The sequence below is a fragment of the Agarivorans sp. QJM3NY_30 genome (assembly GCF_050870855.2).
GTDB lineage: Bacteria > Pseudomonadota > Gammaproteobacteria > Enterobacterales > Celerinatantimonadaceae > Agarivorans.
In genome coordinates this window covers 244,309-269,120 of sequence record NZ_CP194038.2, presented here as the reverse complement: position 1 = coordinate 269,120, position 24,812 = coordinate 244,309, and the positions used below count along the sequence as shown (strand labels likewise).

Sequence of the window (24,812 nt, the reverse complement as noted above, 5' to 3'; positions counted from 1 at the left end):
TAGCCCATACTTAAATTCGATTGCATTGATTTATTTGATAGGAAAAAACTATTGAATAAACCAAACAGCTTAGCGCGAGTATTCAGCCAACATGCTTCGACTCCGCGCCCTCCGCCTCAATAGACGAACCAACAAAACGTCGGCGCAGCAAACCCACGGGAAGCAGGGCCACCAATAAGCCAGCAGCAATAAACGAGGCACCAATCAGATGATAAACCGCTAATTGCTCACCTAACAATGAAACGCTGAGGATCGCGCCAAACAAAGGCATCAAATGAATGTATTGACCAGCAACACTTGCGCCAACAACTTTCACGCCATAATTCCAACTTTGATAAGCCAATAACGATGGGAAAACCGCCACATAGGCCAAGGCGACCATACTATCGTGATTCAAAGAAAAAGCCGCTTGCGGCAAATTAAGCCAATAAAATGGGCTTAATACCAGTGATCCTATCACCAAGGTTGAACCAAGAAAGGCGGAACCGCTTAGCTGGGACGGTTTAAAACGTAAACCAATGGAGTACAACGCCCAAATAACTGCCGATAACAGGATCCAACTGTCGCCGCGATTGATGCTTAGGCTTGCCAGTGACTGCCATTGCCCTTTTACCAACAAGGCCAATACCCCGCAAAACGACAATATAATACCGAGGATCTGTTTCATTCCCATTCGCTGACCGAAGCCTAAGCAGCTCACCAGCAAAATAAAGATCGGGATCATCGAATTAATAATCAAAGCATTGGTCGCGGTTGTACTCTGCAAACCAATGTAAACACAGGAATTAAAGCCAGCTACGCCTAAACAAGCGAGTAAGCTAATGCGCAACCAATAGCGTTGAATCACTCGCCGCTGTTGCCACAGACTCCGATAAAGAAAAGGCAAGACCAACAGCGAGGCTATCGTCCAACGCCAATAAGATAATGACATTGGCGGTATTTGCCCCGCAATATAGCGACCAGTGACAAAATTACCGGCCCAAAATAATGGCGGTAACAACAACAAACCATATGCCGATAGCTTTGCTTTCATTAATGCGTCCTTATATACCCTAGACCTCAAGTACTTAGGCCTGTTAGGGTATAGCATCAAGGATGGTTTTGCAGTACTATCCTGCTGCGCTGATAGCGTTTTCTAGAACAACAAATTTTCTTGGATACTGAACGATGAGTTTAATTGAGGCCATAAATGCAGGGTTGCATGTCACGGCAATTGTGTTGCTGGCGGGCGCATTGTACTCAGAAGCCTTTCTTTTTCGCCGAGGCATGACTCAGGACGATGTCAAGAAGCTACTGTTGGCCGATGCCACCCATGCCATCGCCACCGTATTAATCTTCATTACCGGTGCATTACGATTATCTGTATTTCAAAGCACCGACAAAAGTTATCTCGACAATCCTTTTTTTGCACTAAAAATGCTGCTATTTTTCGTTGTCGTTCTACTCTCGCTGTATCCATCGGCTACCTTTTATCGCTGGCGACGAGCCTTAAAACAAGGCAAACCGTCCATGATTAGCTATCGCCAACACGCTTCGGTGATTTGGTTAATTCGTTTAGAGCTCGGCGTATTACTGCTTATTCCAATGTTAGTCACCCTCGCCCGGGCCGGTTTCGGCGATTAAATAAAGCACCTGTAAGCAAAATTCTCGACTCGACCAAGCAAACGCCTTAATTTGCCAATTGTGACTATGTTCATTCGCTGAGATAATGCGCAACTCCATAGCTATTCATAGCGACACATTCGAGGTTGAATGATGCGTACACCGCCTTATCTGCTCGGTCAGGAAAATCAACTCGAGAGGCAATATCAGCAGCTCATCCTGCCCTACTGGCAACAATATGCCGAACTATCCAGCTTTTCTGGGGTGAATGACCTGCGTATTCACTTCGCCAAATTAAACGCCGCTCAGCCTAAACATCAAGCCATTGTGATCTCTCCGGGTCGTACCGAAGGCTACCTCAAGTATTACGAATTAGGCTACGATCTCGCTCAGCAAGGTTACGATATTTTCATCATTGACCATCGCGGCCAAGGCTTATCAGATCGAGAAAGCCCTCGCAGGCAACTTGGGGATGTCGAAAATTTTCAATACTTTGTTGATGATCTCCAGCAACTGGTGCAGCAGTTTGTCTTGCCCTGCCAATACCAACAGCATTTTTTATTAGCCCATTCGATGGGTGGCACCATCGCCGCTCGCTACCTACAGCAGCATCCAAATCACTTTCAGGCCGTGGCGCTGTCGGCCCCCATGTTCGGGATTAATTTGGGGCTGCTCCCTAAACCTATCGTGAAGACGCTAGCCGCAGGTCTAGCGCACTTAGAGCGGCAGTTCGGCTATGGACCTCATTATGCTTTGGGTCAAGGCGACTATCGGCCAAGTGAGTTTAGTCGCAATCATCTGAGCCATAGCCCGGCTCGCTATCAACAAATCCTGCAAACTTATGTCGAGCACCCAGCGATCCAACTCGGCGGCCCAAGTAACCGCTGGTTACAACAAAGTTTTCAAGCCATGCAACTGAGCATTGAAGACGCTGCTCACATCAATATTCCGCTATTATTATTACAAGCGGAGCAAGATCCTATTGTCACAGCAGAAGGGCAAAATGCCTTTTTCCATAGGTTGACTGCCTCAGCAGGTAAATCAAGTAACGCTCAATTGATGCCCGTGATAGGGGCCAAACATGAGATTTTTTTCGAGAGTGATGAGATCCGCAACCCAGCCTTGGCGAGCATTCTCATTTTTTTTGAACAACACCGAGCTTAAGCTCATCAAACCAGTCTCAGCAGAGGCTAAAGCCACCGGTCGCAGTTTCACCGAGGAGTAATCGATATGTACCAATTAATCGCAACCGATCTTGACGGCACTTTGCTCAATGCAGAGCATCAAATTTCAGAACATACCCAACAAACCATTGCTCGCCTCTATGAGCAAAATATTAAGTTTTTAATTGCCACCGGACGCCACTACAACGATGTGCGACCAATCGCCGATCAATTCGACTTTCCAATGTATTTAATTACCTCCAATGGTGCCCGCGTCCACAATAAAGCCGGCGAAGTTCTGTATCGTGCCGATCTGAGTTCCGCTGAAATCACTCGTATTCTGGAGCTATCGGCAAAATACCCACTTCATCGAAATATTTACCACGAAGACAACTGGTACGTTGAAGAAAACAATGAATACGTCCGCTCCTTCAACAAGCACTCTGGTTTTAACTATCAGTTGACCGACTTCGATCGGATAGATCATCAGCATATCTGTAAGCTATTTTTTGTTGCAGAACATGAATTACTACAACAGCTCGAAAAGGAACTGGTCGATGAATTTGGTGACAGCCTCAATATTACCTTCTCACTACCCGACTGCCTTGAGGTAATGACAGCCAAGGCCAACAAAGGCGCAGCCTTACAAGCGGTATTAGAGCAAAAATCCATCGCACCAGAGCACTGTATTGCCTTTGGTGATGGCCTTAACGACAAAGAAATGCTCTCTTTGGTCGGCAAAGGGGTAATCATGGCCAACGCACACGACCGTTTAAAGTTGACATTACCTCATTTAGAACAAACACTTAGCAATAAAGAAAATGGTGTGGCGGAATTTTTAATCGGTACATTTAAGCTATAAATAAAAGGAAATCACGATGAGGCTAATCAAACGACTTTGCATCGCGTCCCTCGCGAGTATCGGCTTGGTAGCCTGCGCCCCAACACCGCCCCCCACTCAGCCAAGCAAACCATCCGAGGCACCACCGAGTCCTCATCAACCAAACACCCGATTAAAGGGCTGGTTAGTCAACTCACCCGAGGCCACAATATTCACTCCCTGCCAAGGAGAGCAAGCTTATTGGCTCGATTTATCCAGCGATGACCGGCAACTGCTCAGCCGTTTTGCCAACCACAGCCAAGTCTACGTAGAATTTGACGGTCGTTTCAACAACGTGGGTATGCAGGCGCCTGAAGCGGATTATCGGGCCAAGATCAGCCCACAACGCTGGCAGTATCTGGCCAGCGAAGGCCCCGGCTGTGAAGCCAAAACCCCAGCGCTGCACGCTATGGGAAACGAACCCAGCTGGCGAATCGACATCAACGAAGGCAAACTGCAACTGAGTACTCTCGCCGGTACGAGCAGCCACCCAATTTACCGTAGCGGTGTGGATCAAGGCACTCAGTTTTGGCAATCTGCTGACCAGCTGCGACTCGCGGTAAAGGCCGAACAGTGTTTCGACAGCATGGCCGATACCGTTTATGCCTATCACGCCGAGCTACTCTACCAAGGGCTTCGCTATCAGGGCTGCGCCCGTCGCCCCTTTCAACAAGATATTGAACCACTTAGCGGCAACTACCAAGCCAAACTCGCCACCGCATCAGGCAGTGGCCGAATGGTCAATCTCACTCTCAACCAAGATTTAAGTGCTGAATTACAAAATAACTATCTCGCTCAAGACAAAAGCTTTATTGAAAAAGGCTACTGGCAACCGCTTGATCAAACCAGCCTGCTACTTACCCTGAGCCAAAGCCAGAACCAACCAGTAAACAGCCAGATGTATTTTGATTGGGACGGTATGTTGCTGCGACTGCGTGACCCCGAGCAACAGCAGCAGGGCAAACTGGGTTTAAATATGATGAAAATGAATGGCCCGGCACCGGCGCCAGGCCCCAGTGAGCCAAGCCATATCCAACGTCGCTTCGAGCCAGCCAGCCTGCTCGCCAGCAGCGACTACGATCCACAAGTTGAAGGCGCGCTCAAACAATACTTCAAGCTACACCGCACCGCGCTAAATGGCACCCGCTACCAATGGTGGAAATTTGATCTCAACGGGGATGGTCAAGATGAAATAATCACTTATCTGGACTGGTGTGGCAGCGGCGGCTGCAGCTTATTAATTTTTGAAGCTAAAGACAGCGGCTATCGCTTCCTTAGTAAAACCACGCTGGTGCGCCCCCCCTTCTATCTTGCTTCCAGCAGTAACGCCCGCTGGCAAGATCTACTGCTGGAAGTTTCTGGCGGCGGCGCGATCCCGGGGCTTCGGCTGCTGCGTTTCGACGGTTTAAGTTATCCGGTCAATCCGAGCATTCAGCCCGATGCGCCAAACCCGGCACCCTTAGCGGGCATCACCTTCCTTGCTGAGCCGTTTAGCCAAGACGTTGGGCGCGCCTTAAAATAAGCGCAACATCCCCGCTAGCGCCGGAGCAGCGCTAGCGGTACAATGCCGCTGATTTTTTGGGGGCAGGCATGACACAAACATTCGATGTAATTATTATTGGCGCCGGCGCCGCGGGTTTAATGTGCGCCGCCACCGCAGGTTATCGCGGGCGCTCCGTGCTGGTGCTGGATAACGCCAAAAAAGCTGGCCGCAAAATACTCATCAGTGGCGGGGGACGCTGTAACTTCACCAATATCAATGTGGCCCCCAACAACTATCTGTGTAGTAATCCGCATTTTGTAAAATCAGCTCTGGCCCGCTATCCCTCAAGCAACTTCATCGAATTGGTCGAGCGCCACGGCATCGAATACCACCAGCGCGACCACGGGCAGCTGTTTTGCAACGACAACGCCAAACAGATCGTCGACATGCTGCTCACCGAATGTGACTGGGCAGCTGTGAACATCCGCTTGCGCAGCGAAATCAGCAGTATTCAACAGCTCGATGAACAAAGCTTCGAAGTCCAAGCCGCTGGCCAATCTTATCAAGCCAGCTCGCTGGTCATCGCAACTGGTGGTTTATCCATGCCCAAACTTGGCGCCAGCCCCTTTGGTTACCAAATTGCCGAACAATTTGGCCTCAAACTATTGCCAACCCGCGCAGGCCTAGTGCCATTCACCTGGCATAGCGAACAAAAACAACGTTTTGAAGCGCTCTCCGGGATCGCCGTCCCCTGCTGTATCACCGCCGCCTGCGGCAACCAATTTAGCGAAGCGCTGTTATTTACCCATCGCGGCTTATCTGGCCCCGCGATTCTGCAAATCTCTAACTACTGGCAAGCCGGCGAAGCGATCCACATTAACCTGCTCCCAAAGCAAGATGCGCTAGCCCTGCTGGAACAGGTGCTGTTACAACACCCCAAACAAAACCTCAAAAACACCCTCAGCCAATGGCTTCCCAAACGTTTAGTCGAAGCCTTGTTTGACCAAGCGCAGCTTGCCAAAGCGCTTAATCAATTGGGCCATGGCGAGCGCGACAGCATTGCCAAACAACTCAATGATTGGCAAATCACCATGAACGGCACCGAAGGCTATCGCACTGCAGAAGTGACCCTCGGCGGCGTCGACACCAATGAACTCAGCTCAAAAACCATGCAAACAACCAAAGTAAAAGGCTTGTATTTTATTGGAGAAGTGATGGACGTAAGCGGCTGGTTAGGCGGCTACAACTTTCAATGGGCCTGGGCCTCCGGCGTCGCCTGCGGGCTGGATTGTTAGTTGTATTGATGAAATTAAAACGAAGATAATTTGAATAGAACGAAGACAATCTTTTTAGTAAAAGCCTCTAACACATTGAAATTATAGAAAATAGATTGTCTTCGTTTTGAAAAATAATTGTTCTAACCGGAAGCGCTAATTTTCCTTCATCAAAAAAACTAGCCACAATACGTGTTATCAGTTGGCTTAGTTTTGTAACTCACTTTTGGACATAAATGAGTTACACAATTTCCTAAAATGGCATTAAATGGATTACTTAATGTATTGCAAAATACTCTAACCTATTAGCCAAGTTTACTCTTCCACCACACTTGTATGATTGGCCCACACCTGCGGGCCAATCATAATCTATCTCACCATCAAACCATGTTGTGGCAAAAGCTCTCGCAATACATACCAACGATGATAAGAAGCCGCTTGATAGTAACGATAGATAGGATGTTCCATCGCCTCAGAGCTACTGCGATGGCTAAGAGCTCCAAAACCATCATTCCAATCTCTATACTCTGGAATATCTTCCGCGATATTGAGTAATTCACCGTACTGAGCTTCGTGTTTCCACTTATCAATGCGAGCCCCCCCTGCACCTTGGAAAGCGAGAACTTCCGTTATCTTGTTTTTCAGCGCCGTCCAGTCCTGTCTTTGCTCGGGTTCAGTATACTCTTCTGGTAATGCTGCCAGCATAGAGTGAAGTTTGTGACAATACTCAAGGAAAGTCGCAGGGTTATCCCTCCAACCAGAATCGTGGCCACTGTCGTATTCAAAACGCCACTTCAAGTACGGCCTGTCAGGAAATGTCACCACGCCCCCATGACCTAACGCCCCAGACAGTTCCTCAGCGAGATGAGACTTAATGTTGCGAACAATTGGGTTAAATCGTGCAAAAAAACTGTCTTTTTTACCAACAATATATGCTTCCATTTTTTCATCTAACTCTCTGAACTCAAAAGAGTCATTACCTACCCGATTGTGTCGAGAGCTCACTCCTGAGAAACCGTAGTGCGCGAATGTGTCAGCGTATACGTGAGCCATTACCCCTAGCAACTCCAGAAAGTAAGGTTTTGCAGCTTGCTCTAGGTGGTTTTGACACATTTGCTGGGCAATCACGCTATCTTTGCGACATACCAACCGCTCAGTGAATGAATTACCTTCATTTCCCGGTAAGAAATGGTAAGGCACCCAAACTTGTCTTTGGTCATCAGGGTCAATGTTGCTTACATCCGCAGTGTGATGCGCTGTTGCTTCGACTCGACAAGCCGAAGCATCCGCTAAATCAATGCCGTTTTGCTGTGCATTGTCATCTACAAACTGAGCTGCGGTCGCTATAATACGTGCCGATTCTCGGTTTAGACCTGCGGCGCGAGCAACGCAGAATGTACCGTAATAGTGCATATCAATTTGCATAGTTCCTCCTATCGAACGGCTTTCACGATGTCTTGTGCCAGCAGCCAAGTCTCTTCACCAAGCTGTCGGATATTATTTTCAAGTTCTGCCACACTTAAATTTCGATTCGTAGCTACTTGAATCACCTCCATCAACGCTTGATATTGGGCATGCCCTTTAATTGCAGGACTTAACGTCGCCAACTCAAAACTAGTGTTTAACAATAACTGAAGCTCTCGCTCTGCCAATTGACTGTTCGCGTGAGCAACAGACTTCTTAATTCGATTTCTCATACTCATTTGACTTTCTCCATATAAGGTTGTGCTTTCTGTTCGAGTTCACGAACCTTATCTAAGCCTTGAGAAGCCTGATCCGATAACTCACTAAGTTGTTGATTGATATTATTTCTTAATTGCTCTAAATCGACACTTTCAAGTAGGTCATTCTGCACATCTTGCACCTCTCTGATGCTATTCAGGTGAGCAGTAATGGTTTGATTCCCCTGCTTCATTAATGTGAAACTCTGGCGAATATCAGCTAACATCACATACTCAGCTTCTTCCAATGGCACTATGAGCTCAAGGCGCTTCGCCTCAATTTCTTCGGTAGCAACTAGAGCCCATTCCTTCACCCCATTTAACTGAGCCAGCCTATTAGGCTTATCCACGGCGACAAAGTCTTCCACTTGGTTGTCATAAACCACTTTCCCCTGCGCCATTTCAATCAGCATTCCTTCGACTATCCAGTCTTCCAACAAGGCTGGCACCCACTCTTTGTACAAATAGTCTTCTCGTTGCTTTTTAAGAACACTGATGTGCTGACGAACCAAGTCCATGTATGCTTGTTCGACATGCGTCATGTCCTTATCCATTTTGTAGGACAGCTCAACGACTTCTTTAGGGATCGAAGCAGAACAAGCTGAAAGAAGTACAGAAAGTATGAGTATCCATAATGACTTCATATTACTTCTCCTATAAAAGTTATGATCAGGGCGTTAACTGCCTCAACATGAAGTAGATATAACGGCATTGCTAAAACAATGACCATCACACCTATCTTTTGAAGGTTTTTCGCGAACCCTCGATCTGCATGTGTTGTTCGAATTGCATGAGATGCAAACACAGTGAGGAACAGAGCCCCCGCTTGGCTTATCGCAGTTAAAATGATTTGAAAAGGGAGGTTATCCAAGCGAATAGCCTCGATATAGGCTTTTAACCCTTGACCTTTTAACGCTTGGACGATACTGACGTAGTAAGGGTCTATGGGCGATCGATAGATGGAATAAAGAATGTAAAACAGAACACCATAGGCTAAGGTCTTAATAACTTTAGTGTTCTTGGACTCAAAATAACTGAGCGTAAAAGCGGTATTGAAAAGAAGGAAAAGTAGACTAAAACCTAGAGCCCATTCTCGATGGCGAATATAGAGAATCGCGGCGATGACACCTAGCACTCCAAAGATGAACACCTCACCATCACCTTGCGATTTCGGTGATTGGCCGCCGTTGTAGTTGTGATTGGTAACGTTGTTGCCATGACCAATCTGGATGTTACTGTCATCACTCGCGGTTATTGTGCCGCTATTCGAGACTCTAAAATGGCCCTTTGACAGCCCCTCACCGTTGCGAGAGTCTGCATTAAGTATTTTAGTCCAAACAATGCCAGCGATCGGACCAATTAGAACCGCGAGCACTAAGGGATCTGTCAGTAGATCTAACATAGATGTAGTACCTTTCTGCAAGGCGGGTACCCCCGCCAAACTAAATTAATGTTACTTAAAGTGGATATGAACGTTTATGCTTACAAACGTATTCGAGTCGGCCGAAACGGCGACGCACATACGCGCATACATCAACGAGTTTTGGTCGAATACTCATGAGAGATTCCTCCATACTTTTTAATAAAGAGGGAACTCAACGATTGAAGTGAATGCTATAGAAAGGTAATATCGCAATTGTCACCGAGCGATTGGGTTTCTATAGAGACCTGAGACCTCTTAGTGTTGGGTCTTGTAATCGATCACTGCAATGACGACTACATTTCACTTCGCTAGTAAAAAGGCACTTTTAGTATTTTACTGAAAGTGCCTTTTTATTTTTCTTTCCGGATGCCTTTAAAAGGCGCGCCATCTTGCTTCACATCCATAAAACGCCCAGTATTCGCGTCACGCTTCACCCAATGCCCTGAAGGTGTTTGAGTTTGTGAACGTTCGCGAACCATACCATGACGACGGTTATCGCCTGTTTTTCCGTTAGTTGCCATTTGGCCCCTCCTACAAATTCAAATGAAATTTCATGGAACAAAGCTATCTAGCATTGACCACACTAATATTGTGCCATAAAAACCGATCAAAGATCAACCAATATATAAAAATTTAATTGACGCAGGTTAATATTTTAACACTGCACACTGAAAAATATTCAAAAAAAGTGGGGTAAAAAATCTTTTTTTGCTATGCTATGGTTAAATTTAGTTAACAAAAAACTGAAAGAGACATACAGAATGTACACTATCAATGGCTTAATGGAAGAAACCGGTAACCAATCAAGAGCGGTACGACTCGCGTTTATCGATTTTAAGGTTAGATTTAGTGGAAAAATATTTAGAACAGAAATAGTAGACGAATTTGGTGTATCTGAGCCTTTAGCAACTAAAGATCTCAATGAGTACAAGCAACTTACTCAACAAAATAATATTCACCCGAAGTCTCACCAGATCAAACTCGATACTTATTCCCCTCTGGTTGATATAGATGCCCGTAAGGCTCTCGAAATGCATTTTGAAGGTTTCTGTCGCCATAAGCTAAATACTAATGAATCCCCTTATTATAAACGAGCTTGTGATTTGAAAACCGATCTAGATCCAGGTTCAGTAGCTGTCATTACAAGGGCTATTACAGACAACAAACAAGTTGTCGGAGAATACATATCTGCTAATAGTCTTAATCGTAACATTCGCAGATTAGAACCCTCTACAGTTTTCTTTGATGGTTTAAACTGGGTTTTTCGAGCAAAAGATATTAAAGAAGACTCTAATCACTCCATATTCAAAAGTTTCCATTTTTCACGCTTTAAAAGTATAACGTCTACGAATGAAAACTCACTATCATCAGTTAATGATGATAGTGAGTGGAATACACTTATTCCGATCCAATTAAGCCTACATCCCAACCTCGATGATAAAGGGAAAGAAGCTATTCGCATCGAGTTTGGCATGGGTAACAATGACGACCTAGTAGTCGTTGAAAAAGCCGTATTTGCTTGGTCATTACTAGAAAGGTGGTCCGTTGACTCAGGGACAACTCCTTGCAATGTCCCTACGGAAGCGAACAGGTTCAATTTTTACTTGAAGAATGCTGATATGTTAAAACACGTGAATAGTGTCGAACGAATGATGCATGACTATGTGATAATAACTGAAATGTGGTAATCCTCCCATTATTAACCGCATTTATTCGTAGAATTCATGCTGCCGTTTTTAGTGGTGGGAACCCTCCATTTGCAAGGTGTGGTCGTTGATGATTGTAGAACCATAACCATTGGGTCGCCCGATCTTGAACATCTTCAAGTGTGTCAAACAAATACTTACTCACTAAGCCAAACCTCATAGTACGGTTGAACCTTTCTATATACGCGTTTTGTTGTGGGTTTCCTGGCTGAATATAATCGATTCGAATGTCGTGGTTGTTGGCCCATTTAATAAACGCATGGCTAATGAACTCAGGACCATTGTCGCAGCGGATCGCAACAGGTTTGGTTCGTTGTTCGATGAGCTGCTCTAAGATCCGAGTGACTCGTACTGTGGGCATTGAAAAATCAGGTTCTGACGCCAGACCTTCACGTTTGTAATCATCTATCACATTGAATAAACGGTACTTCCGGCCATCAGATAGCTGATCATGCATAAAGTCCACGGACCAAACTTGGTTTGTTTTAATCGGCTCTTTAAGAGGCTCTGGCGTATGGCGATTCAGGCGTCGTTTTGGCCTAATACGTAAGTTTAGAGCCAATTCGCAGTAGATCCGATAAACCCGCTTATGGTTCCATGTATACCCTTTAACGTTCCGCAAATGGTGAAAACACAGGCCAAAGCCCCAGTCAGAGCAGTCTTCACTGTTGCACAGCGTTACTAACTCCTGAGCTATCAACTCATTCTCAGGTTGAAGCTTCGATTTATAGCGATAGCAGGTCTCGCTGATCCCAAACCAATAGCATGCACTTTTAATGCTGATGTGATAGTTCGCCACCGAACGCTGAGCCATCAATCGACGCTCACAGGGCTTCACCACTTTTTTGCCATCGCCTCTGAGATCACCTCTGCTTTAAGGCGTTCTTCCGCATACATCTTTTTAAGCCGTCGATTTTCATCTTCGAGTTCTTTCATCCGCGCCATAAGGGATGCGTCCATACCGCCGTATTTCGAACGCCACTTGTAAAAGGTTGCGTTGCTCATTCCATGCTCACGACAGAGCTCAGGAACAGGTGTACCAGCCTCAGCCTGCTTGAGAATAGATAAGATCTGACTGTCCGTGTAACGTGACTTTTTCATGTTGAATCTCCTGTATTTACTATACGAGAAAATTCTACTTTTGCATGGGATTAATTTTCGGGGGGATTACCATGTAAATGAACAATAAACTAGACACCCATTCTAAAAACAAAACCAACAATAACACCTTTTTGCGACACTTACCTAGGCTATAGCTCAAAAAAACTAAGCAATTTAATGAGATAAGTTTAAGTCGAGGATTAACTTAGCCCTAAAAGAATTATATAAGACACCCATGATTAAATGAAAACAAGACAGCCATCTTGGATGCAACGCCCCATTCAGGGACTTTTTATTGTTGGCTAAGACCCGAACGCAGTGAGAGAATCCAACTGTAAAAATCCCAGCACTGCAATGGCTTGTTATGTTGTTTTACTACTTATCTGCGGAATAAGGGTCTTCTGCCAAAAGGTAAGCTCTTAAATCTGATTTATGTTCTTGTGACATTAACCAAGCACGCATTTCTTTTAATTTAGAGTAAGTTTCAACACCAAATTTAGATTCATAAATATCTGCAAGATTTTGCTTTGCGCTATCTTGACGAATATTACGCTGCCAAGTTTGTGTTACTACTGAATTTAAACAACCAGCTAATCCCTCGCTTTTTAATAATTCCCATTCACCTTTATCTAACCATAATCCACCAACAACAGAGCTATAATCGACTTTATGTTCATTTTGAGAAGATATTCTAAATTTTCTCATTATTGTCCCAGATGACGGACACAACATAGCTTTTTTGTTATCCATTACTTCAGATTCTTCAATCGAAATATCTTCAGAAAATTTGTAGTCTTGATTTCTTTCTTTCCATGAAACGTAGTCTTCGATTAAAATCCAGTTACCACCGCAATTTGAGCACGTATGTGCACGAAATTGGCCGTCAATAAAACTCGGAAATAACGCTCCATTTTTACAACTTGTACAATTCATAATTTCCCTCGTGAAAACTGAATAAACTAGACACCCATTCTCAATAAACTAGACACCCATTCTAAAAACAAAACCAACAATAACACCTTTTCGCAAAATTATTCAAGACAGCCATCTTAAGGCTTCAATTGAACCACCAACATCATGCGATGAGTATCAACTCCTCATACACAGAAAGCGACCTGAATGTAAAAGTTGTAGCATTAATAGACGTTTTTATGGCGAGATAGCGCAATAAACAAGCTCGTGGACGCAGTGTTTCTAGGTTTGCTAAAGACCTACTCGGTCGACAAAAATCAGACCATAAATTACTTAGCCAACATCGAGCCAGCGCTTGGCAGCTGCCATACCTTTGATGCGAAGTTGATTGTGCTCACGCTTGTAGCGTTCTAGTGAATGCCCAGCCCCAACCACACTGGCGAAGTGATGCTCTAAACCCGTGCTCAAGGCTAACCAGCTTTCCTCATCGATTTGTAAGCGCTGTAAAATGGGCGCTTGTGCATCATCGATATAACCACGTTTATCTTCTCTGATAACGCGACCGGTAAGTTCCACCAGTTGCAGGTAGTCTTGTAACTCGAAAGGCAAGCCTTTAGGCATGGTTTCTCTGGGATTACCGACAAAAGGCATTAGCGGCTTGGGTTGCTGACCTTGTTTGGCTTGCTGAATGCGCTGTTTGATACTGGTGTGGTCCGAGGTTTCAGGCGTGCTCGCTATATTTGAGCGAATGGGGTTTAAATCCACATAAGCCATACAAGCTGCTAGGGCTGCTTCATCTAATAGGGCTTGAGATTTAAAACGCCCCTCCCAAAAACGACCGGTACATTGGTCTTCTTTATTGGCAGCTCGAGCAATGTATTCATTCAAATGGCGCATAAACCAGCTTAAATCAAAAAGGCGAGTCCGATAGACTTCAGCTGTGGCGTGAATGGCCTGTAGTTGCACCTCACTTAACTTCGGACCTAACTCAGAATTGAGATACATCTGAGTCAGTAAGGTGCCCTGATGCAGACTATGCCAGCGTTCTAACACTTCATCCATGGACCAAGCTTTAGCTTTGGCCTTATCGATGTGCAATACCACATGAGTATGATTACTCATCACTGCATAAGCACAAACATCAATGGCAAACACCGACGTCAATTTGAGCAAATAATCTTCCACCCACTGGCGACGGTGCTCATAGCTTTTACCTGTGTGTTGGTCTTTACCGCACAAAAAAGCCCGCCGAACACAGCGGGAAATACAATGATAGTAAGATGTATCCGATAAGCTCACTTGCGACTGTCTTGACCGAGGCATGGCAATAACTCCCAAAAATCAACTATTGATAGTTTAGATTATTACTGGCATTTGGCTAGTTGGGGTGGATGTCTAGTTATCTCTCTAGATTATTACTGGCATTTGGCTAGTTGGGGTGGATGTCTAGTTATCTCTCTAGATATCTCTTTCTCATTGAGTTCAATCCAGCACTCAGAACTGCCTTCAGCATCGATGTGTTCATCATGCAGCACTTCTACTCGAACGATGACACATGTCTTCAGCATTTGGCGGCACCAGATTTAGCTTGAGTTTTGCCTACCTCACTTGACAAACAATCAATTATTTAATTTCGATAGCCCAAAACTATCGTACTCATCGAAACTATCCATTTTAAGTAATGCGAATAATTCTCAATAATATCCACATCGACATAGAGAAAATTCTTAGGGGCAACACGATGATCAAGACAATAACTTTTGCAGCAATTCACTTTACCATTGCAACCTTGGTCGCTTTTACTTTAACCGGTGACTTCTTGCTCGGCAGCTTAATTGCCATGATTGAACCTTCAATCAATACCTGCGCTTTTTATGCTCACGAAAAAGCTTGGCAGAACATCTCATTTCTAAAACGTCATGAATCGATGACACAAGTGAAAACGATAAGCTTTGCGGTGATTCACTTCAGTGTGGCATTTATGGTCACCTATACATTAACCGGCGATTCTTTCATTGGTGGTCTGATGGCGACGATTGAACCAACAATTAACTCGGTGGCTTACTTCTTCCACGAAAAAGTATGGCTACGCAGAACTCAGCAGACTGATTTTGCTAAGGGAAGTATGCACTACGCATCATAAAGATGCTGGCATCCTCTTTTTTAATCAAAGCCTTGATGACTGCTTATTGATGCAACAGGCAACATTAGCGGTCGATTTAAGTATTGCTGGTGTTTTAGCATGTTAGCCAGCATTCAGCTGGCTTGAAGCGATATCATTCTGCGTATTTTGTAAGCCAAAGATGATTTATGTGCTAAGTAGAAACAGCATGTTTATGTTTTTCAATAACTCACAAACTCTGGGTGTGAAACCAGCAAAGCTGCCAGCCTAAAAGGATTAAATCAATTTCTTTGCGGTATGAACATCTACAAATAAAATATCTAAATAACCACCGGTAAGTGCGCCTTTAATCGCCGCCAATTTATCTAAACCACCAGCTAAGGCAACCACCCGAGGACAGTCTCTAAGTAACTTAAGATCCATACCTATCACCGGATCTTCATCTTCGGCTAACACGGCGTTCCCGTCAGCATCAAAATAATGCAAGCAAATATCACCAACCGCACCGCGTTTAGAGAGCTCTTCCAACATGTCAGGGTTATAGTAGTTACCAGAAGACTTTAATAAATGAGATGGCTCCAGCATGCCAATCCCAACCAAGGCATAATCCACTTGATTAAAGAGGCTGACCACTGAGCTGACTTCTTCGGTATTGAGTAGCATTTTTTTATAATTAACTGTTCTTTCGATACTCTGAGACGGCAATAAATGAGGCTGACAATTGAGTAGTTCGGCTAATGAATGAGTAAGCATAGAAGCCTGAGCGTTGCCATTTACTCCAACCCCTCCCAATAGTTGAACAACACCATTTGCTTTTACATTAAGCGGATGTAACTGTTCAACCATTTCTCGAATGGTGCCACTCCAAGCGGAAACGCCCACTAAGGAGCTAGCTGGTAAAGAGGTTTGCATATAGTGCGCGGCAGCCGAGCCGATTGCCCGTTTGATCATATACTCATCGGCATTTTCTGCCACATCCACCACAATCGCCTGCATCAAAGAATATTTATTTTGCAATTCAGCTTCTAGATTTAGGTACACGTTGGCAGGTTGAACCACACTAATTTTAACGATGCCTTCTTTGGTACAACGTGAAAGCGCCCGAGAAACAAATGATTGAGAAAGGTCGAGCTTCTTCGCGATCTCAGACTGTTTTTTACCTTCGTTGTAATAAAGTGTGGCAATCTTGACTAATAATCGCTGTTCGTCTCTCTTCAACATAATCATCCTTACAACAAATATACGGGATATACTTGCCCGCAATTATATTCAATTTTGCATATAAATTCACGAAAAGCTTATGTTTAAAAAAGACCAACTTGCGAGGCAAGTTGGTCAAGGCCCTCAACAAGCTTTCAAAAACTTATCTTGGATGGAAATCTCAAACCACTAACTATGTTGGTAGCATTCAACCCCCAAGTACTTGGTGAATGCTTCATAAAGCACATCCCCAGTTGACGAGTGATTCATTGCAACATGGTGCTCAAAACCATTATTACAAATATGCGAGAGTAGGGTTTCCAGCTCTTTAACCTGAACCACCGCGCGGCAGCCAACAGTATCTAAGTCATCATCAACGAATTTTCCTTCGCCAACGTAAGATTTTACTTTCCCGGTAAAGTCATCGGTAGAAAGGCGGAAATAAGTAAGCGGACCTGGTTTCATCCGGCCATTTATCGCGCCACAAGTATTCCCACAACCCACCGTGGTGCCAATAATATCGGCGGTGCTCATAAAAGGATTATCTAATTCTGAGGTCGCGAAGTTACCACAGTGGAATAACACACACTTATCGCGATCTTCACCAAAGTTATTGTTCCAATCAGCTATCGATGCTGGTTTTTGCGAAGCCATGGACAGCGCGTACATCGACAACGCTCCCATCACGTCAACTTCACAGGCACTTGGGATCAGCTGGCCAGACATCACGCTCATAATCGAACAAACATTTACCCCCAGTGTTTTCTGCAACGAGGTCCAACACTGAATGGCGGTGGTATGAATGTCGTTTTCGGCAATCCACTGGCTAATCACCACAAACAATTTAGCCATTGTTAGCAACTTGTCTTCGGCGATCTCTTGGGTATCTGCATTCGACTTCAATAAGCTCAGCTTCTCGGCAATCCGCAAATCGTTATCTTGCACATTGTCTACGCTTGCGAAAATTTCCGACAAATCAATCGTTTCAACGGTAACGCCCAAACGCTCAAGAATTTTTTCACTATAACGAACAGTATTAAAGCTGGCAGGTCTGGCACCAATCGCCCCCACACGGCAACCTTTCATTTTGCTAACAACCCGGCAAACATTTTCAAATTGAGTTAAATCTTTTAGAAATACATCGCTTTTCAACTCACATACGTGCTGAGTTGTCAGTGAAAAAGGAATGCCATATTGGCGAAGATTATTGCACAGTGAAATCTTGCCACAGAAACTGTCACGACGGGTGGCTAAGCCCATCTTATCTAGCGAATCGGATTCCGCTTGAATTAGTACCGGAACATTCACACCAGATATACGGATGGCATCGGCAATTGCTTTTTCATCACCAAAGTTTGGCAAGCAAACTAAGATCCCTTGAATGTCATCTTTATGCTGTTTGAGCATTTCGGCGGCAATTTTTGCATGTTGATAGGTCTCCACCCCTCCATAGGGAGTTTCGGTATCTGACAACATAATGGTTTTAATACCTAAGCTTTCACACACCGTTTGAGTATCTTTGCGGGCATCATCCAGCAGGTAACTTGGGAAGAAATTACGGTTACCAAATAAAACCGCTAAGGTAGTTTGTTGTTGGGTATCTTTCATTCTAGACCTCTCCGTCATTAGCTTGAAAACGAGTTCGCTGAACCGCTCGCTTCCACGACTTATAATTATTGTGAATATGGATCATATTTGGATTTGGAGTGATGACTTCACTCGCTGGCAAAAGCTTCGATAGACTGGCGGCGTCTGGCCACCAGCCTAAAGCTTTACCCGCAAGAAAAGCCGCGCCAAGAGCTGAAACTTCAACAACATCGCGTTTCACAATCCGTTTTTGTAGTAAATCTGCTTGAAATTGCATCAATTGACGATTTTGGGTAGGTCCACCGTCAACCGAAAGCTCATATAGTGAGATTTCGGCAGAAGCTTCCATCGCAAACAATAAATCAGCCACTTGGTATGCGACCGATTCGAAAGCTGCTCTGGCAATATGTGCGGGTGTGACGGCATCGGTTAAGCCAGTAATTAAACCTCGCGCCTTCACGTCCCAATGCGGCGCTCCCAAACCCGCCAACGCGGGCACAAAAAAGACACCATTTGCATCCTCGACCGACCAAGCAAGCTGGCTGAGCGTGTCGATATCCAAGATCCCCAATATTTTAGAGATGAACTTAATCGCCGAGCCGGTATGGGTAATATTTCCTTCCATCGCCAAACTGGGTTTACCATCATCCCAAGCCACCGTAGTCGACACGCCAAAATCGTGTTTAGGTGCCTGTTCGATGCGCACCATCAACGAACTACCAGTACCATAAGTCGCCTTCACAACTCCGGGATTAAACCCACCCTGACCATATAGAGCCGCATGAGAATCACCCGCTTGCGCCAAAATAGGCACACCATCGGCAACAAAGGATAAACCTTGTGTTAGGCCTCGCTCACCGCTAGAGGCAACCACTTTTGGCAAGCATTGCACAGGGATCTGGTACAAATCTAACAATAAGGGATCCCATGCAAAGCGATTAATATTGAACAATTGGTAACGCGAAGCGTTAGAAGCATCGGTAACAAATTGCTTACCGTTACTCAATTTCCAAACCAACCAACTGTCGACCGTTCCGGCACATAACTCACCCCGTAATGCCCGTTCCGTTCCGTTGTCGATATGATTTAACAACCAACGGATCTTTGATGCAGGAAAAAGCGGATCGATCACCGATCCGGTTAAGGCTTTGACTTGTTGGGCTTCCGGCTTTTGGCCGACCTGCTCACAAATTGCTTCCGAGCGACGGCACTGCCAACTCACCAACGGTGTTAAGGCCGCTCCAGTTTTACGATCCCAAACTAACACCGACTCGCGTTGATTACTGATCGCGATACCAGCGAGCAAATCAGGCTCAAGCGCCACCACGCATTGCTCGATGGCTGCAACAGTTGCCCGCCAAATTTGTTCTGGATCTTGCTCCGCCCAGCCCGGATGAGGGTGAGTCAATTCAAGACCCACACTGCCCTTCGCCAATACCTCGCCACTTTGGTTCACGGCAATCGCTTTGGCATTGGTGGTCCCCTCATCAATGGCGAGGATAAACGGCTGAGACATATTAGTTCTCCTTGAGCATCTCAAGCGCATGGCTCACGATGCCCTTGGCATCAATCCCGTGATGTGCGCGTAATGATTTACGATCGGCCGCTAAGGCATAGCCACCATCTGGGATCCCAAGCCGTTTCAAACGACTTGCCGTACCAAATTCAGCAATCACCTCCGCAACCAAAGCACCGACGCCTCCATTGACATTATGTTCTTCCACGCTAATCACATGTTTTATACCTGCCAAAAGCTTGGCTAACTGCTCAACATCGCACGGTCGGATCGAAGAGATACACAGCACTTTCGGCGAAACTCCCTGCTCACGAAGTTGCTCGGCCGCCGCGACAACTTCATGCATGGCTGAGCCCATACCCACGAATACCAGGTCAGAGCCTGTTGCTAATACATCAATCTGTCCCGGTTTAAACTGATAGTCTTGCTCAAATAACTCAGGGAGTTCTTTACCATCCATCCGGATATAAACAGGGCCTTGTTTTTCAATCGCATAATCGATAATTTGACGACACTGTAAGGGCGATGCCGGCGCAAAAATCTCAATATTGCCAAAACCCCGCATCACCGAAATATCATCGATACTATGGTGAGTACTGGCCAAGGGGCCATAACTAGCGCCCGAATTAAGACCAAATAACTTCACATTAGTATTGTTATAACAAACGTCCACCTTAACCTGTTCATTCGCACGTGAGATCAGAAATGGCGCCGCATTACAGGTTGCCGCGACCTTTCCGCCAAGCGCTAAACCGGCCGCCGTTCCCACCAAGGCTTGCTCGGCGATCCCAACATTGACGAGGCGATCAGGAAAAGCCTGAATAAACGGTGCAATCTTCGCGGTAGAGGTTGAATCGGCAACCACCGGCACAAGATCGACCCCTCGATTCACAGCTGCGATAAAACGTTCAACCATAATATTTGCAAAATGCTCTGCGTTAGCCATGATTCAACTCCTCCAACGCTAAAGTGACTTCTTCCCCTTTCGGAACTCGGTGATGCCATTCTGGACGCCCTTCAATAAACGAGATCCCCGCACCTTTAATGGTATTGGCAATCACCACATGCGGTTTTCCCTCGGGCTTCAAACTTTCCAGAGCCGAGACGACCGACGCAATGTTATTGCCTTCACATTCACTCACCTGCATTCCAAAGGCTTGCCATTTCTTATCCAAGGGATCGGTTTGCAGAATGTCTTTGGTAAAGCCCGCTAACTGCAGCTTATTTTTATCATTGATAATAATTAAGTTATCCAATCCATAATGGGCTGCCACTAAAGCCGCTTCCCAATTACTTCCTTCGGCCAATTCACCATCCCCAGTCAATACATAAATCTTTCGCTGGCTACCCGACTTTTTGGCCGCTAATGCAAGCCCAACGGCGACTGGTAAACCATGACCAAGCGCTCCAGTGTTAAGTTCCACGCCCGGCGTCTTGTGTTTCACCGGGTGGCCCGGCAATTTGGAATCAGGGTGCTGGTAGCTCGCTAACCAATCACTTGGAAAGTAACCCGCCTCAGATAAACAGCAGTAGTAGCCACCTGCAGCATGGCCTTTCGATTGAATGTAAATATCACGCTCTGGATCATCGAGCCGATCAGGAGAGCAATTTAAAATTCGAAAATATAAAGATGTGACGAGCTCGACTTGCGATAAGTCAGCACCAGTGTGTCCACCAGCGGGACTTTCCGCATTTAGCACCACAATTCGTTTGCGAATATCGGTGGCTTTCTTAGCAAGTTCATCAATTGATAAACGATAAGGATTCATAACAAACCTCCAATATATTCAATACTGAATATATATTCATGGGGAGAAAAAAAATAGCGTCAAAAGATCAAAATGTGAACAAGACGATATTTTGCTTCTCCAACAATAAACCTAGTCAACAGACTTCTGAGACGTAATCGCAGCTTTGTACTGCATCTTGCTTTGCATCTGATCAATAATAACCGCAACAATGATGACGATGCCTTTGATCACCATTTGCCAGAATTCACTCACCCCCATCATGACTAGGCCATCAGCCAAAATACCAATAACAAAGGCACCAATAAGCGTCCCTGTAATCGTCCCACGTCCCCCGGCTAAAGAAGTTCCACCGAGAACCACGGCAGCAATCGCATTCATCTCAAAGGCAGTACCAGTTGCAGGATGACTTGCAACTAATTGAGATGTCACCACAATACCTGCAATCGCCGCACACAAACCGGATATGGTGTAAACCCAAATCTTGACGTTTTTCACTTTCACTCCGGAAAGCTCAGCCGCCCGCTCATTGTCACCAATCGCATATACGTGTCGACCAAAGGGCAGTTTTTTAGCCACATATGCAATAATTGCCGCAACCACAAACATCATCCAGATGGCATACGGAATACCAAACAAATAACCCGCACCAATCTGGTCAAAGCCCGTATTACCCAGTAACGCGTTCCCCTGTAGCCCTGGAAATGTCTCTCCCCCAGACAACAACATGGCAGCTCCCCGAATCACATACATGGTGCCCAAAGTACAGATAAAGGGCGCAACGTTGTAACGCGTGATAAGAACTCCATTCAATGCACCAATCAGGCCCCCAACGACCATTACAGTTGGCACGATCACCCACACACTGGGAAATATAGCAATGCCAAACATGGGTAACACGATCCCCTTAGAAATCATGAAGCCTGCAACCATGCCACAAAACCCAAGGGTTGCACCGATCGATAGATCGATACCTGCGGTGATGATGACAAATGTAATTCCCAAGGCGAGAAAAGCATTGATCGAGATATGTTTAACCATGATGATTAAACTACCCGGAGCAAGGAATCCATCCACGGTAAATGAGAAAAATCCTAAGATAATGAATAATGCTATAAAAGTTCTTAACTTCAATAACATCAAACCGATGTTTGCTGAATTAAACTGAGATGTTGGCATCGCCATGCCCTCGATTACTTTGGCTTTCATAATTAAAATCCCTGCGCACTTGCTAGTACTAATTCTTCTTCGGTGGTCTCTCTACGCAAAACATTTGCTGATAGCTTGCCGTTAGACATCACCAATATCCTGTCCGAAACCGCCATGATTTCCTTCAGATCGGTGGTGGAAAACAACACGCCTATCCCTTGCTCGGAAAGTTTAACCATCATTTCAAACACATCTGCTTTCGCCCCAACATCAATACCTCGAGTGGGCTCATCCAGCAGCAGCACTTTCGGCTCAGTGAGCAATGAACGACCGATCACTACTTTTTGTTGATTCCCGCCACTTAAAGCCTGAATTTCCACTTTCGGTGAAGAAACTTTAATCGACAATTTATCGATCGCTTCCGCAACCGCCTTGTCTTCTTCTTGCTCAGAGATAGCGAGCCCCTTTAAACGCTTCCAAAGGCTTGAAATTGTCAAGTTACTGGCCACCGAACTAACCGGGAAAATACCCGATTGTTTGCGATCTTCCGGGACCAATCCAATGCCCATTTTGACTCGGTCGGGAGTGGTGGTAGTGGCTCGAATAATTTTTCCATTTAAAGAAAAACGGCCAGCGTAAGTCGCTTTCCCAACCAAACACTCAAACAACTCGGTTCGCCCTGCCCCCATCAAGCCATAAATACCAACAATTTCCCCTTCTCGAACATAAAAGGTCACATCGTTGACCACTTTCGCTTCAGACTCATTGATATAAGTAATGCCCTCCGCCTCGAGAACTTTGACTCCAAATTCTCTATCTTCCGGAAGAAAATCGACCACCGGATCACTGCCTAACATTTGACGCACAATCCAGGGAACACTGATATCTTCAACCGCGGCTTCGGCTTGGAATTTGCCATCTCTTAAGATCGTGATGTAAGTGCCAATTTCCATCAGCTCTTCTAAACGGTGAGAAATATAAATTATCGAAACGCCTTGCGCGGTAAGGTCACGGATCACCTCAAACAGAATGTCGACTTCTTTTTTACTCAAGGCCGAAGTCGGCTCATCGAGGATCAAGATGTCCACTTCAGTTGAGAGTGCCTTCGCTATTTCAACCAGCTGCTTTTGACCCACTTTAAGGTTGGCAACTAGGTCATTCGGATTAATATCTTGTTTCAGACGTGTCATGAGTTTTGCTGCAAGCTCACATTGACTCGCATTATCGATGGGAGAAATACCCTTCTGTTTCTCACGCCCAAGAAAAATATTCTCTGCAACCGTAAGATTTTCTGAAAGGTTCAACTCTTGATGAACCATACCAATGCCATGTTCAGCCGCACCACGAGTACTATCGAAAGCGATCGGCTGATCTGCGATAAACATTTGCCCTTCGGTTTGCTTCTGTACCCCTGCGAGTATCTTCATTAAGGTGGACTTACCAGCACCATTCTCACCGATAATCACGTTCACCGCGCCACGGTATACATTGTACGAAACACGGTCTAAGGCCTTGGTGCCAGGAAATACCATCGAGATATTTTCTGCTCTCATGATGATGTCTTTATTCATCGAATTCATGCCGACTACCTCTTCATAACTTCAAGAGGAATCACTTGTGTGACACCCATATTTTTATAAGTCACGGCCGCTAATACTTCGACCGGACTCCCGGCCCAAGAGCTATCAGGACGAGCAAAATTTTGGATTGCTTTTTTATTCAGCTCTTTTGATAAACGAGCAAACTGAACTTGGTTCTTAAAGTCGTCAAAATTAATGAAACTGGTCGCATCTCTAATGGAGTTGCCACGTACGATCGGGCCAATCTGTAACACCACATGTTGGTCACCGGTCACCACCGTCATTGTCGCGGCTTTTTTACTATCATCAACCTGGTCAACCACTCCACTAATGCGAACAAACTGGCTTTTGAGGCCGCCACTATTCCCCTGTTCAAGCGGTTTAGATTTGACCTTTGCTTCTTTTAAAATGTCCCCCCAAAATTTTTCTGCGAGCACCTCTGGTGTTAAATTTTGAAGAGATGCAGCCTCTTTTGCAGTCATCGGAATAATTGGTTTGCCATTTTGGTCCAACTTAACGACATCACATCCCAATAGCGCCACACAAAACAATGGAACTAAAGAAAACTTGCTTAAATTCATCACGCTCATGTTCTAACTATCCTTTACATACCACTGGATATTGCCGAGTAGAAAAAGGAGCTAA

24 protein-coding genes and 1 pseudogene are annotated in these 24,812 nt (G+C 45.2%); 8 read left to right on the top strand and 17 right to left on the bottom strand.

The genetic code is table 11. From position 1 onward, the window contains the following. Positions 1-82: 82 nt before the first annotated feature. Positions 83-1,033 carry a DMT family transporter gene (locus ACRRSX_RS01205; protein WP_432455028.1) on the bottom strand — a complete coding sequence of 317 codons (951 nt, stop codon included), beginning with the start codon at positions 1,031-1,033 and terminating at the stop codon, positions 83-85. Positions 1,034-1,167: 134 nt separating this feature from the next. Here ACRRSX_RS01205 and ACRRSX_RS01200 point away from each other — a divergent pair, with 134 nt between their 5' ends. The 5 genes from ACRRSX_RS01200 (at position 1,168) to ACRRSX_RS01180 (ending at position 6,423) form a co-directional block, all read left to right on the top strand. Beyond that, positions 1,168-1,623 (top strand): DUF2214 family protein, encoded by a 456-nt coding sequence (locus ACRRSX_RS01200; RefSeq protein WP_432455029.1) that lies wholly within the window; start codon positions 1,168-1,170, stop codon positions 1,621-1,623. Positions 1,624-1,752: 129 nt separating this feature from the next. Continuing rightward, on the top strand, positions 1,753-2,766 hold the full coding sequence (locus ACRRSX_RS01195) for an alpha/beta fold hydrolase (protein WP_432455030.1): 1,014 nt from the start codon (positions 1,753-1,755) through the stop codon (positions 2,764-2,766). Between the two features lie 66 nt (positions 2,767-2,832). After that, positions 2,833-3,627, top strand: coding sequence for an HAD family hydrolase (locus ACRRSX_RS01190; protein WP_432455031.1), 795 nt, complete (start codon positions 2,833-2,835; stop codon positions 3,625-3,627). Positions 3,628-3,643: 16 nt separating this feature from the next. Then, positions 3,644-5,167, top strand: a complete 1,524-nt coding sequence (locus tag ACRRSX_RS01185; protein WP_432455032.1) for a copper resistance protein NlpE N-terminal domain-containing protein — start codon at positions 3,644-3,646, stop codon at positions 5,165-5,167. A 68-nt stretch (positions 5,168-5,235) separates the two neighbouring features. Next, a complete protein-coding gene (locus ACRRSX_RS01180) occupies positions 5,236-6,423 on the top strand; it encodes an NAD(P)/FAD-dependent oxidoreductase (protein ID WP_432455033.1) in 1,188 nt (395 codons plus the stop codon). Between the two features lie 348 nt (positions 6,424-6,771). Here the strand turns inward: ACRRSX_RS01180 and ACRRSX_RS01175 are convergent, their stop codons facing one another. The 5 genes from ACRRSX_RS01175 to ACRRSX_RS01155 form a co-directional block, all read right to left on the bottom strand. Further along, positions 6,772-7,827 (bottom strand): DUF6765 family protein, encoded by a 1,056-nt coding sequence (locus tag ACRRSX_RS01175; protein WP_432455034.1) that lies wholly within the window; start codon positions 7,825-7,827, stop codon positions 6,772-6,774. Positions 7,828-7,835: 8 nt separating this feature from the next. Then, positions 7,836-8,105: a hypothetical protein gene (locus ACRRSX_RS01170; protein ID WP_432455035.1), complete on the bottom strand. Its 270-nt coding sequence runs from the start codon at positions 8,103-8,105 to the stop codon at positions 7,836-7,838. Continuing rightward, on the bottom strand, positions 8,102-8,767 hold the full coding sequence (locus ACRRSX_RS01165) for a hypothetical protein (RefSeq protein WP_432455036.1): 666 nt from the start codon (positions 8,765-8,767) through the stop codon (positions 8,102-8,104). Before ACRRSX_RS01165 ends, ACRRSX_RS01170 begins: the two co-directional genes overlap by 4 nt. Beyond that, positions 8,764-9,525, bottom strand: coding sequence for a hypothetical protein (locus ACRRSX_RS01160; protein WP_432455037.1), 762 nt, complete (start codon positions 9,523-9,525; stop codon positions 8,764-8,766). The genes ACRRSX_RS01165 and ACRRSX_RS01160 overlap by 4 nt, the downstream gene beginning before the upstream one ends. Positions 9,526-9,896: 371 nt before the next feature. Continuing rightward, a complete protein-coding gene (locus tag ACRRSX_RS01155; RefSeq protein WP_432455038.1) occupies positions 9,897-10,067 on the bottom strand; it encodes a hypothetical protein in 171 nt (56 codons plus the stop codon). A 240-nt stretch (positions 10,068-10,307) separates the two neighbouring features. Here ACRRSX_RS01155 and ACRRSX_RS01150 point away from each other — a divergent pair, with 240 nt between their 5' ends. Then, on the top strand, positions 10,308-11,234 hold the full coding sequence (locus ACRRSX_RS01150; RefSeq protein ID WP_432455039.1) for a hypothetical protein: 927 nt from the start codon (positions 10,308-10,310) through the stop codon (positions 11,232-11,234). 34 nt (positions 11,235-11,268) lie between these two features. On the opposite strand, the gene ACRRSX_RS01145 is transcribed toward ACRRSX_RS01150, so the two are convergent. The 3 genes from ACRRSX_RS01145 to ACRRSX_RS01135 all read right to left on the bottom strand — a co-directional run bounded on the left by ACRRSX_RS01145 (position 11,269) and on the right by ACRRSX_RS01135 (position 14,588). Continuing rightward, positions 11,269-12,353 (bottom strand): IS3 family transposase gene (locus tag ACRRSX_RS01145; RefSeq protein WP_432451743.1). Its coding sequence is split into 2 segments (ribosomal slippage): positions 11,269-12,104 and positions 12,104-12,353, totalling 1,086 coding nucleotides; the frame shifts between segments, so codons are not numbered across the junction. Between the two features lie 375 nt (positions 12,354-12,728). Beyond that, a complete protein-coding gene (locus tag ACRRSX_RS01140) occupies positions 12,729-13,286 on the bottom strand; it encodes a zf-TFIIB domain-containing protein (protein ID WP_432455040.1) in 558 nt (185 codons plus the stop codon). A gap of 312 nt (positions 13,287-13,598) precedes the next feature. Beyond that, positions 13,599-14,588, bottom strand: a complete 990-nt coding sequence (locus tag ACRRSX_RS01135) for a transposase (protein WP_432455041.1) — start codon at positions 14,586-14,588, stop codon at positions 13,599-13,601. 358 nt (positions 14,589-14,946) lie between these two features. Between ACRRSX_RS01135 and ACRRSX_RS01130 the strand changes: the two are divergent. Together ACRRSX_RS01130 and ACRRSX_RS01125 are read left to right on the top strand one after the other, a co-directional pair. Beyond that, positions 14,947-15,102: pseudogene (locus tag ACRRSX_RS01130) on the top strand (DUF2061 domain-containing protein); the annotation flags it as partial. Between the two features lie 90 nt (positions 15,103-15,192). After that, positions 15,193-15,408: a DUF2061 domain-containing protein gene (locus tag ACRRSX_RS01125; RefSeq protein ID WP_432456116.1), complete on the top strand. Its 216-nt coding sequence runs from the start codon at positions 15,193-15,195 to the stop codon at positions 15,406-15,408. A 255-nt stretch (positions 15,409-15,663) separates the two neighbouring features. On the opposite strand, the gene ACRRSX_RS01120 is transcribed toward ACRRSX_RS01125, so the two are convergent. The 8 genes from ACRRSX_RS01120 to ACRRSX_RS01085 all read right to left on the bottom strand — a co-directional run bounded on the left by ACRRSX_RS01120 (position 15,664) and on the right by ACRRSX_RS01085 (position 24,757). Further along, positions 15,664-16,608: a sugar-binding transcriptional regulator gene (locus ACRRSX_RS01120; protein ID WP_432455042.1), complete on the bottom strand. Its 945-nt coding sequence runs from the start codon at positions 16,606-16,608 to the stop codon at positions 15,664-15,666. Positions 16,609-16,776: 168 nt separating this feature from the next. After that, on the bottom strand, positions 16,777-18,195 hold the full coding sequence (locus ACRRSX_RS01115; protein WP_432455043.1) for an L-fucose/L-arabinose isomerase family protein: 1,419 nt from the start codon (positions 18,193-18,195) through the stop codon (positions 16,777-16,779). 1 nt (position 18,196) lies between these two features. Next, positions 18,197-19,690 (bottom strand): FGGY family carbohydrate kinase, encoded by a 1,494-nt coding sequence (locus ACRRSX_RS01110; RefSeq protein WP_432455044.1) that lies wholly within the window; start codon positions 19,688-19,690, stop codon positions 18,197-18,199. Between the two features lies 1 nt (position 19,691). Further along, positions 19,692-20,636: a transketolase family protein gene (locus ACRRSX_RS01105; RefSeq protein WP_432455045.1), complete on the bottom strand. Its 945-nt coding sequence runs from the start codon at positions 20,634-20,636 to the stop codon at positions 19,692-19,694. Then, positions 20,629-21,459: a transketolase gene (locus ACRRSX_RS01100; RefSeq protein ID WP_432455046.1), complete on the bottom strand. Its 831-nt coding sequence runs from the start codon at positions 21,457-21,459 to the stop codon at positions 20,629-20,631. Before ACRRSX_RS01100 ends, ACRRSX_RS01105 begins: the two co-directional genes overlap by 8 nt. 111 nt (positions 21,460-21,570) lie before the next feature. Further along, a complete protein-coding gene (locus ACRRSX_RS01095) occupies positions 21,571-22,647 on the bottom strand; it encodes an ABC transporter permease (protein WP_432455047.1) in 1,077 nt (358 codons plus the stop codon). A gap of 2 nt (positions 22,648-22,649) precedes the next feature. Next, positions 22,650-24,167 (bottom strand): sugar ABC transporter ATP-binding protein, encoded by a 1,518-nt coding sequence (locus ACRRSX_RS01090; RefSeq protein WP_432455048.1) that lies wholly within the window; start codon positions 24,165-24,167, stop codon positions 22,650-22,652. Positions 24,168-24,172: 5 nt separating this feature from the next. Continuing rightward, the gene (locus ACRRSX_RS01085) at positions 24,173-24,757 is read right to left on the bottom strand and encodes a DUF2291 family protein (RefSeq protein WP_432455049.1); all 585 of its coding nucleotides are present in this window, start codon (positions 24,755-24,757) and stop codon (positions 24,173-24,175) included. Between the last annotated feature and the right edge of the window lie 55 nt (positions 24,758-24,812).

Coding starts and splice junctions, on each gene's coding strand:
- ACRRSX_RS01125 (WP_432456116.1), top strand. CDS start 15,193: ATGACACAAGTGAAAACGATAAGCTTTGCGGTGATTCACTTCAGTGTG.
- ACRRSX_RS01090 (WP_432455048.1), bottom strand. CDS start 24,167: ATGAATTCGATGAATAAAGACATCATCATGAGAGCAGAAAATATCTCG.
- ACRRSX_RS01110 (WP_432455044.1), bottom strand. CDS start 19,690: ATGTCTCAGCCGTTTATCCTCGCCATTGATGAGGGGACCACCAATGCC.
- ACRRSX_RS01140 (WP_432455040.1), bottom strand. CDS start 13,286: ATGAATTGTACAAGTTGTAAAAATGGAGCGTTATTTCCGAGTTTTATT.
- ACRRSX_RS01100 (WP_432455046.1), bottom strand. CDS start 21,459: ATGAATCCTTATCGTTTATCAATTGATGAACTTGCTAAGAAAGCCACC.
- ACRRSX_RS01095 (WP_432455047.1), bottom strand. CDS start 22,647: ATGAAAGCCAAAGTAATCGAGGGCATGGCGATGCCAACATCTCAGTTT.
- ACRRSX_RS01105 (WP_432455045.1), bottom strand. CDS start 20,636: ATGGCTAACGCAGAGCATTTTGCAAATATTATGGTTGAACGTTTTATC.
- ACRRSX_RS01160 (WP_432455037.1), bottom strand. CDS start 9,525: ATGTTAGATCTACTGACAGATCCCTTAGTGCTCGCGGTTCTAATTGGT.
- ACRRSX_RS01155 (WP_432455038.1), bottom strand. CDS start 10,067: ATGGCAACTAACGGAAAAACAGGCGATAACCGTCGTCATGGTATGGTT.
- ACRRSX_RS01180 (WP_432455033.1), top strand. CDS start 5,236: ATGACACAAACATTCGATGTAATTATTATTGGCGCCGGCGCCGCGGGT.
- ACRRSX_RS01190 (WP_432455031.1), top strand. CDS start 2,833: ATGTACCAATTAATCGCAACCGATCTTGACGGCACTTTGCTCAATGCA.
- ACRRSX_RS01115 (WP_432455043.1), bottom strand. CDS start 18,195: ATGAAAGATACCCAACAACAAACTACCTTAGCGGTTTTATTTGGTAAC.
- ACRRSX_RS01175 (WP_432455034.1), bottom strand. CDS start 7,827: ATGCAAATTGATATGCACTATTACGGTACATTCTGCGTTGCTCGCGCC.
- ACRRSX_RS01085 (WP_432455049.1), bottom strand. CDS start 24,757: ATGAGCGTGATGAATTTAAGCAAGTTTTCTTTAGTTCCATTGTTTTGT.
- ACRRSX_RS01150 (WP_432455039.1), top strand. CDS start 10,308: ATGTACACTATCAATGGCTTAATGGAAGAAACCGGTAACCAATCAAGA.
- ACRRSX_RS01200 (WP_432455029.1), top strand. CDS start 1,168: ATGAGTTTAATTGAGGCCATAAATGCAGGGTTGCATGTCACGGCAATT.
- ACRRSX_RS01165 (WP_432455036.1), bottom strand. CDS start 8,767: ATGAAGTCATTATGGATACTCATACTTTCTGTACTTCTTTCAGCTTGT.
- ACRRSX_RS01120 (WP_432455042.1), bottom strand. CDS start 16,608: ATGTTGAAGAGAGACGAACAGCGATTATTAGTCAAGATTGCCACACTT.
- ACRRSX_RS01135 (WP_432455041.1), bottom strand. CDS start 14,588: ATGCCTCGGTCAAGACAGTCGCAAGTGAGCTTATCGGATACATCTTAC.
- ACRRSX_RS01205 (WP_432455028.1), bottom strand. CDS start 1,033: ATGAAAGCAAAGCTATCGGCATATGGTTTGTTGTTGTTACCGCCATTA.
- ACRRSX_RS01195 (WP_432455030.1), top strand. CDS start 1,753: ATGATGCGTACACCGCCTTATCTGCTCGGTCAGGAAAATCAACTCGAG.
- ACRRSX_RS01170 (WP_432455035.1), bottom strand. CDS start 8,105: ATGAGTATGAGAAATCGAATTAAGAAGTCTGTTGCTCACGCGAACAGT.
- ACRRSX_RS01185 (WP_432455032.1), top strand. CDS start 3,644: ATGAGGCTAATCAAACGACTTTGCATCGCGTCCCTCGCGAGTATCGGC.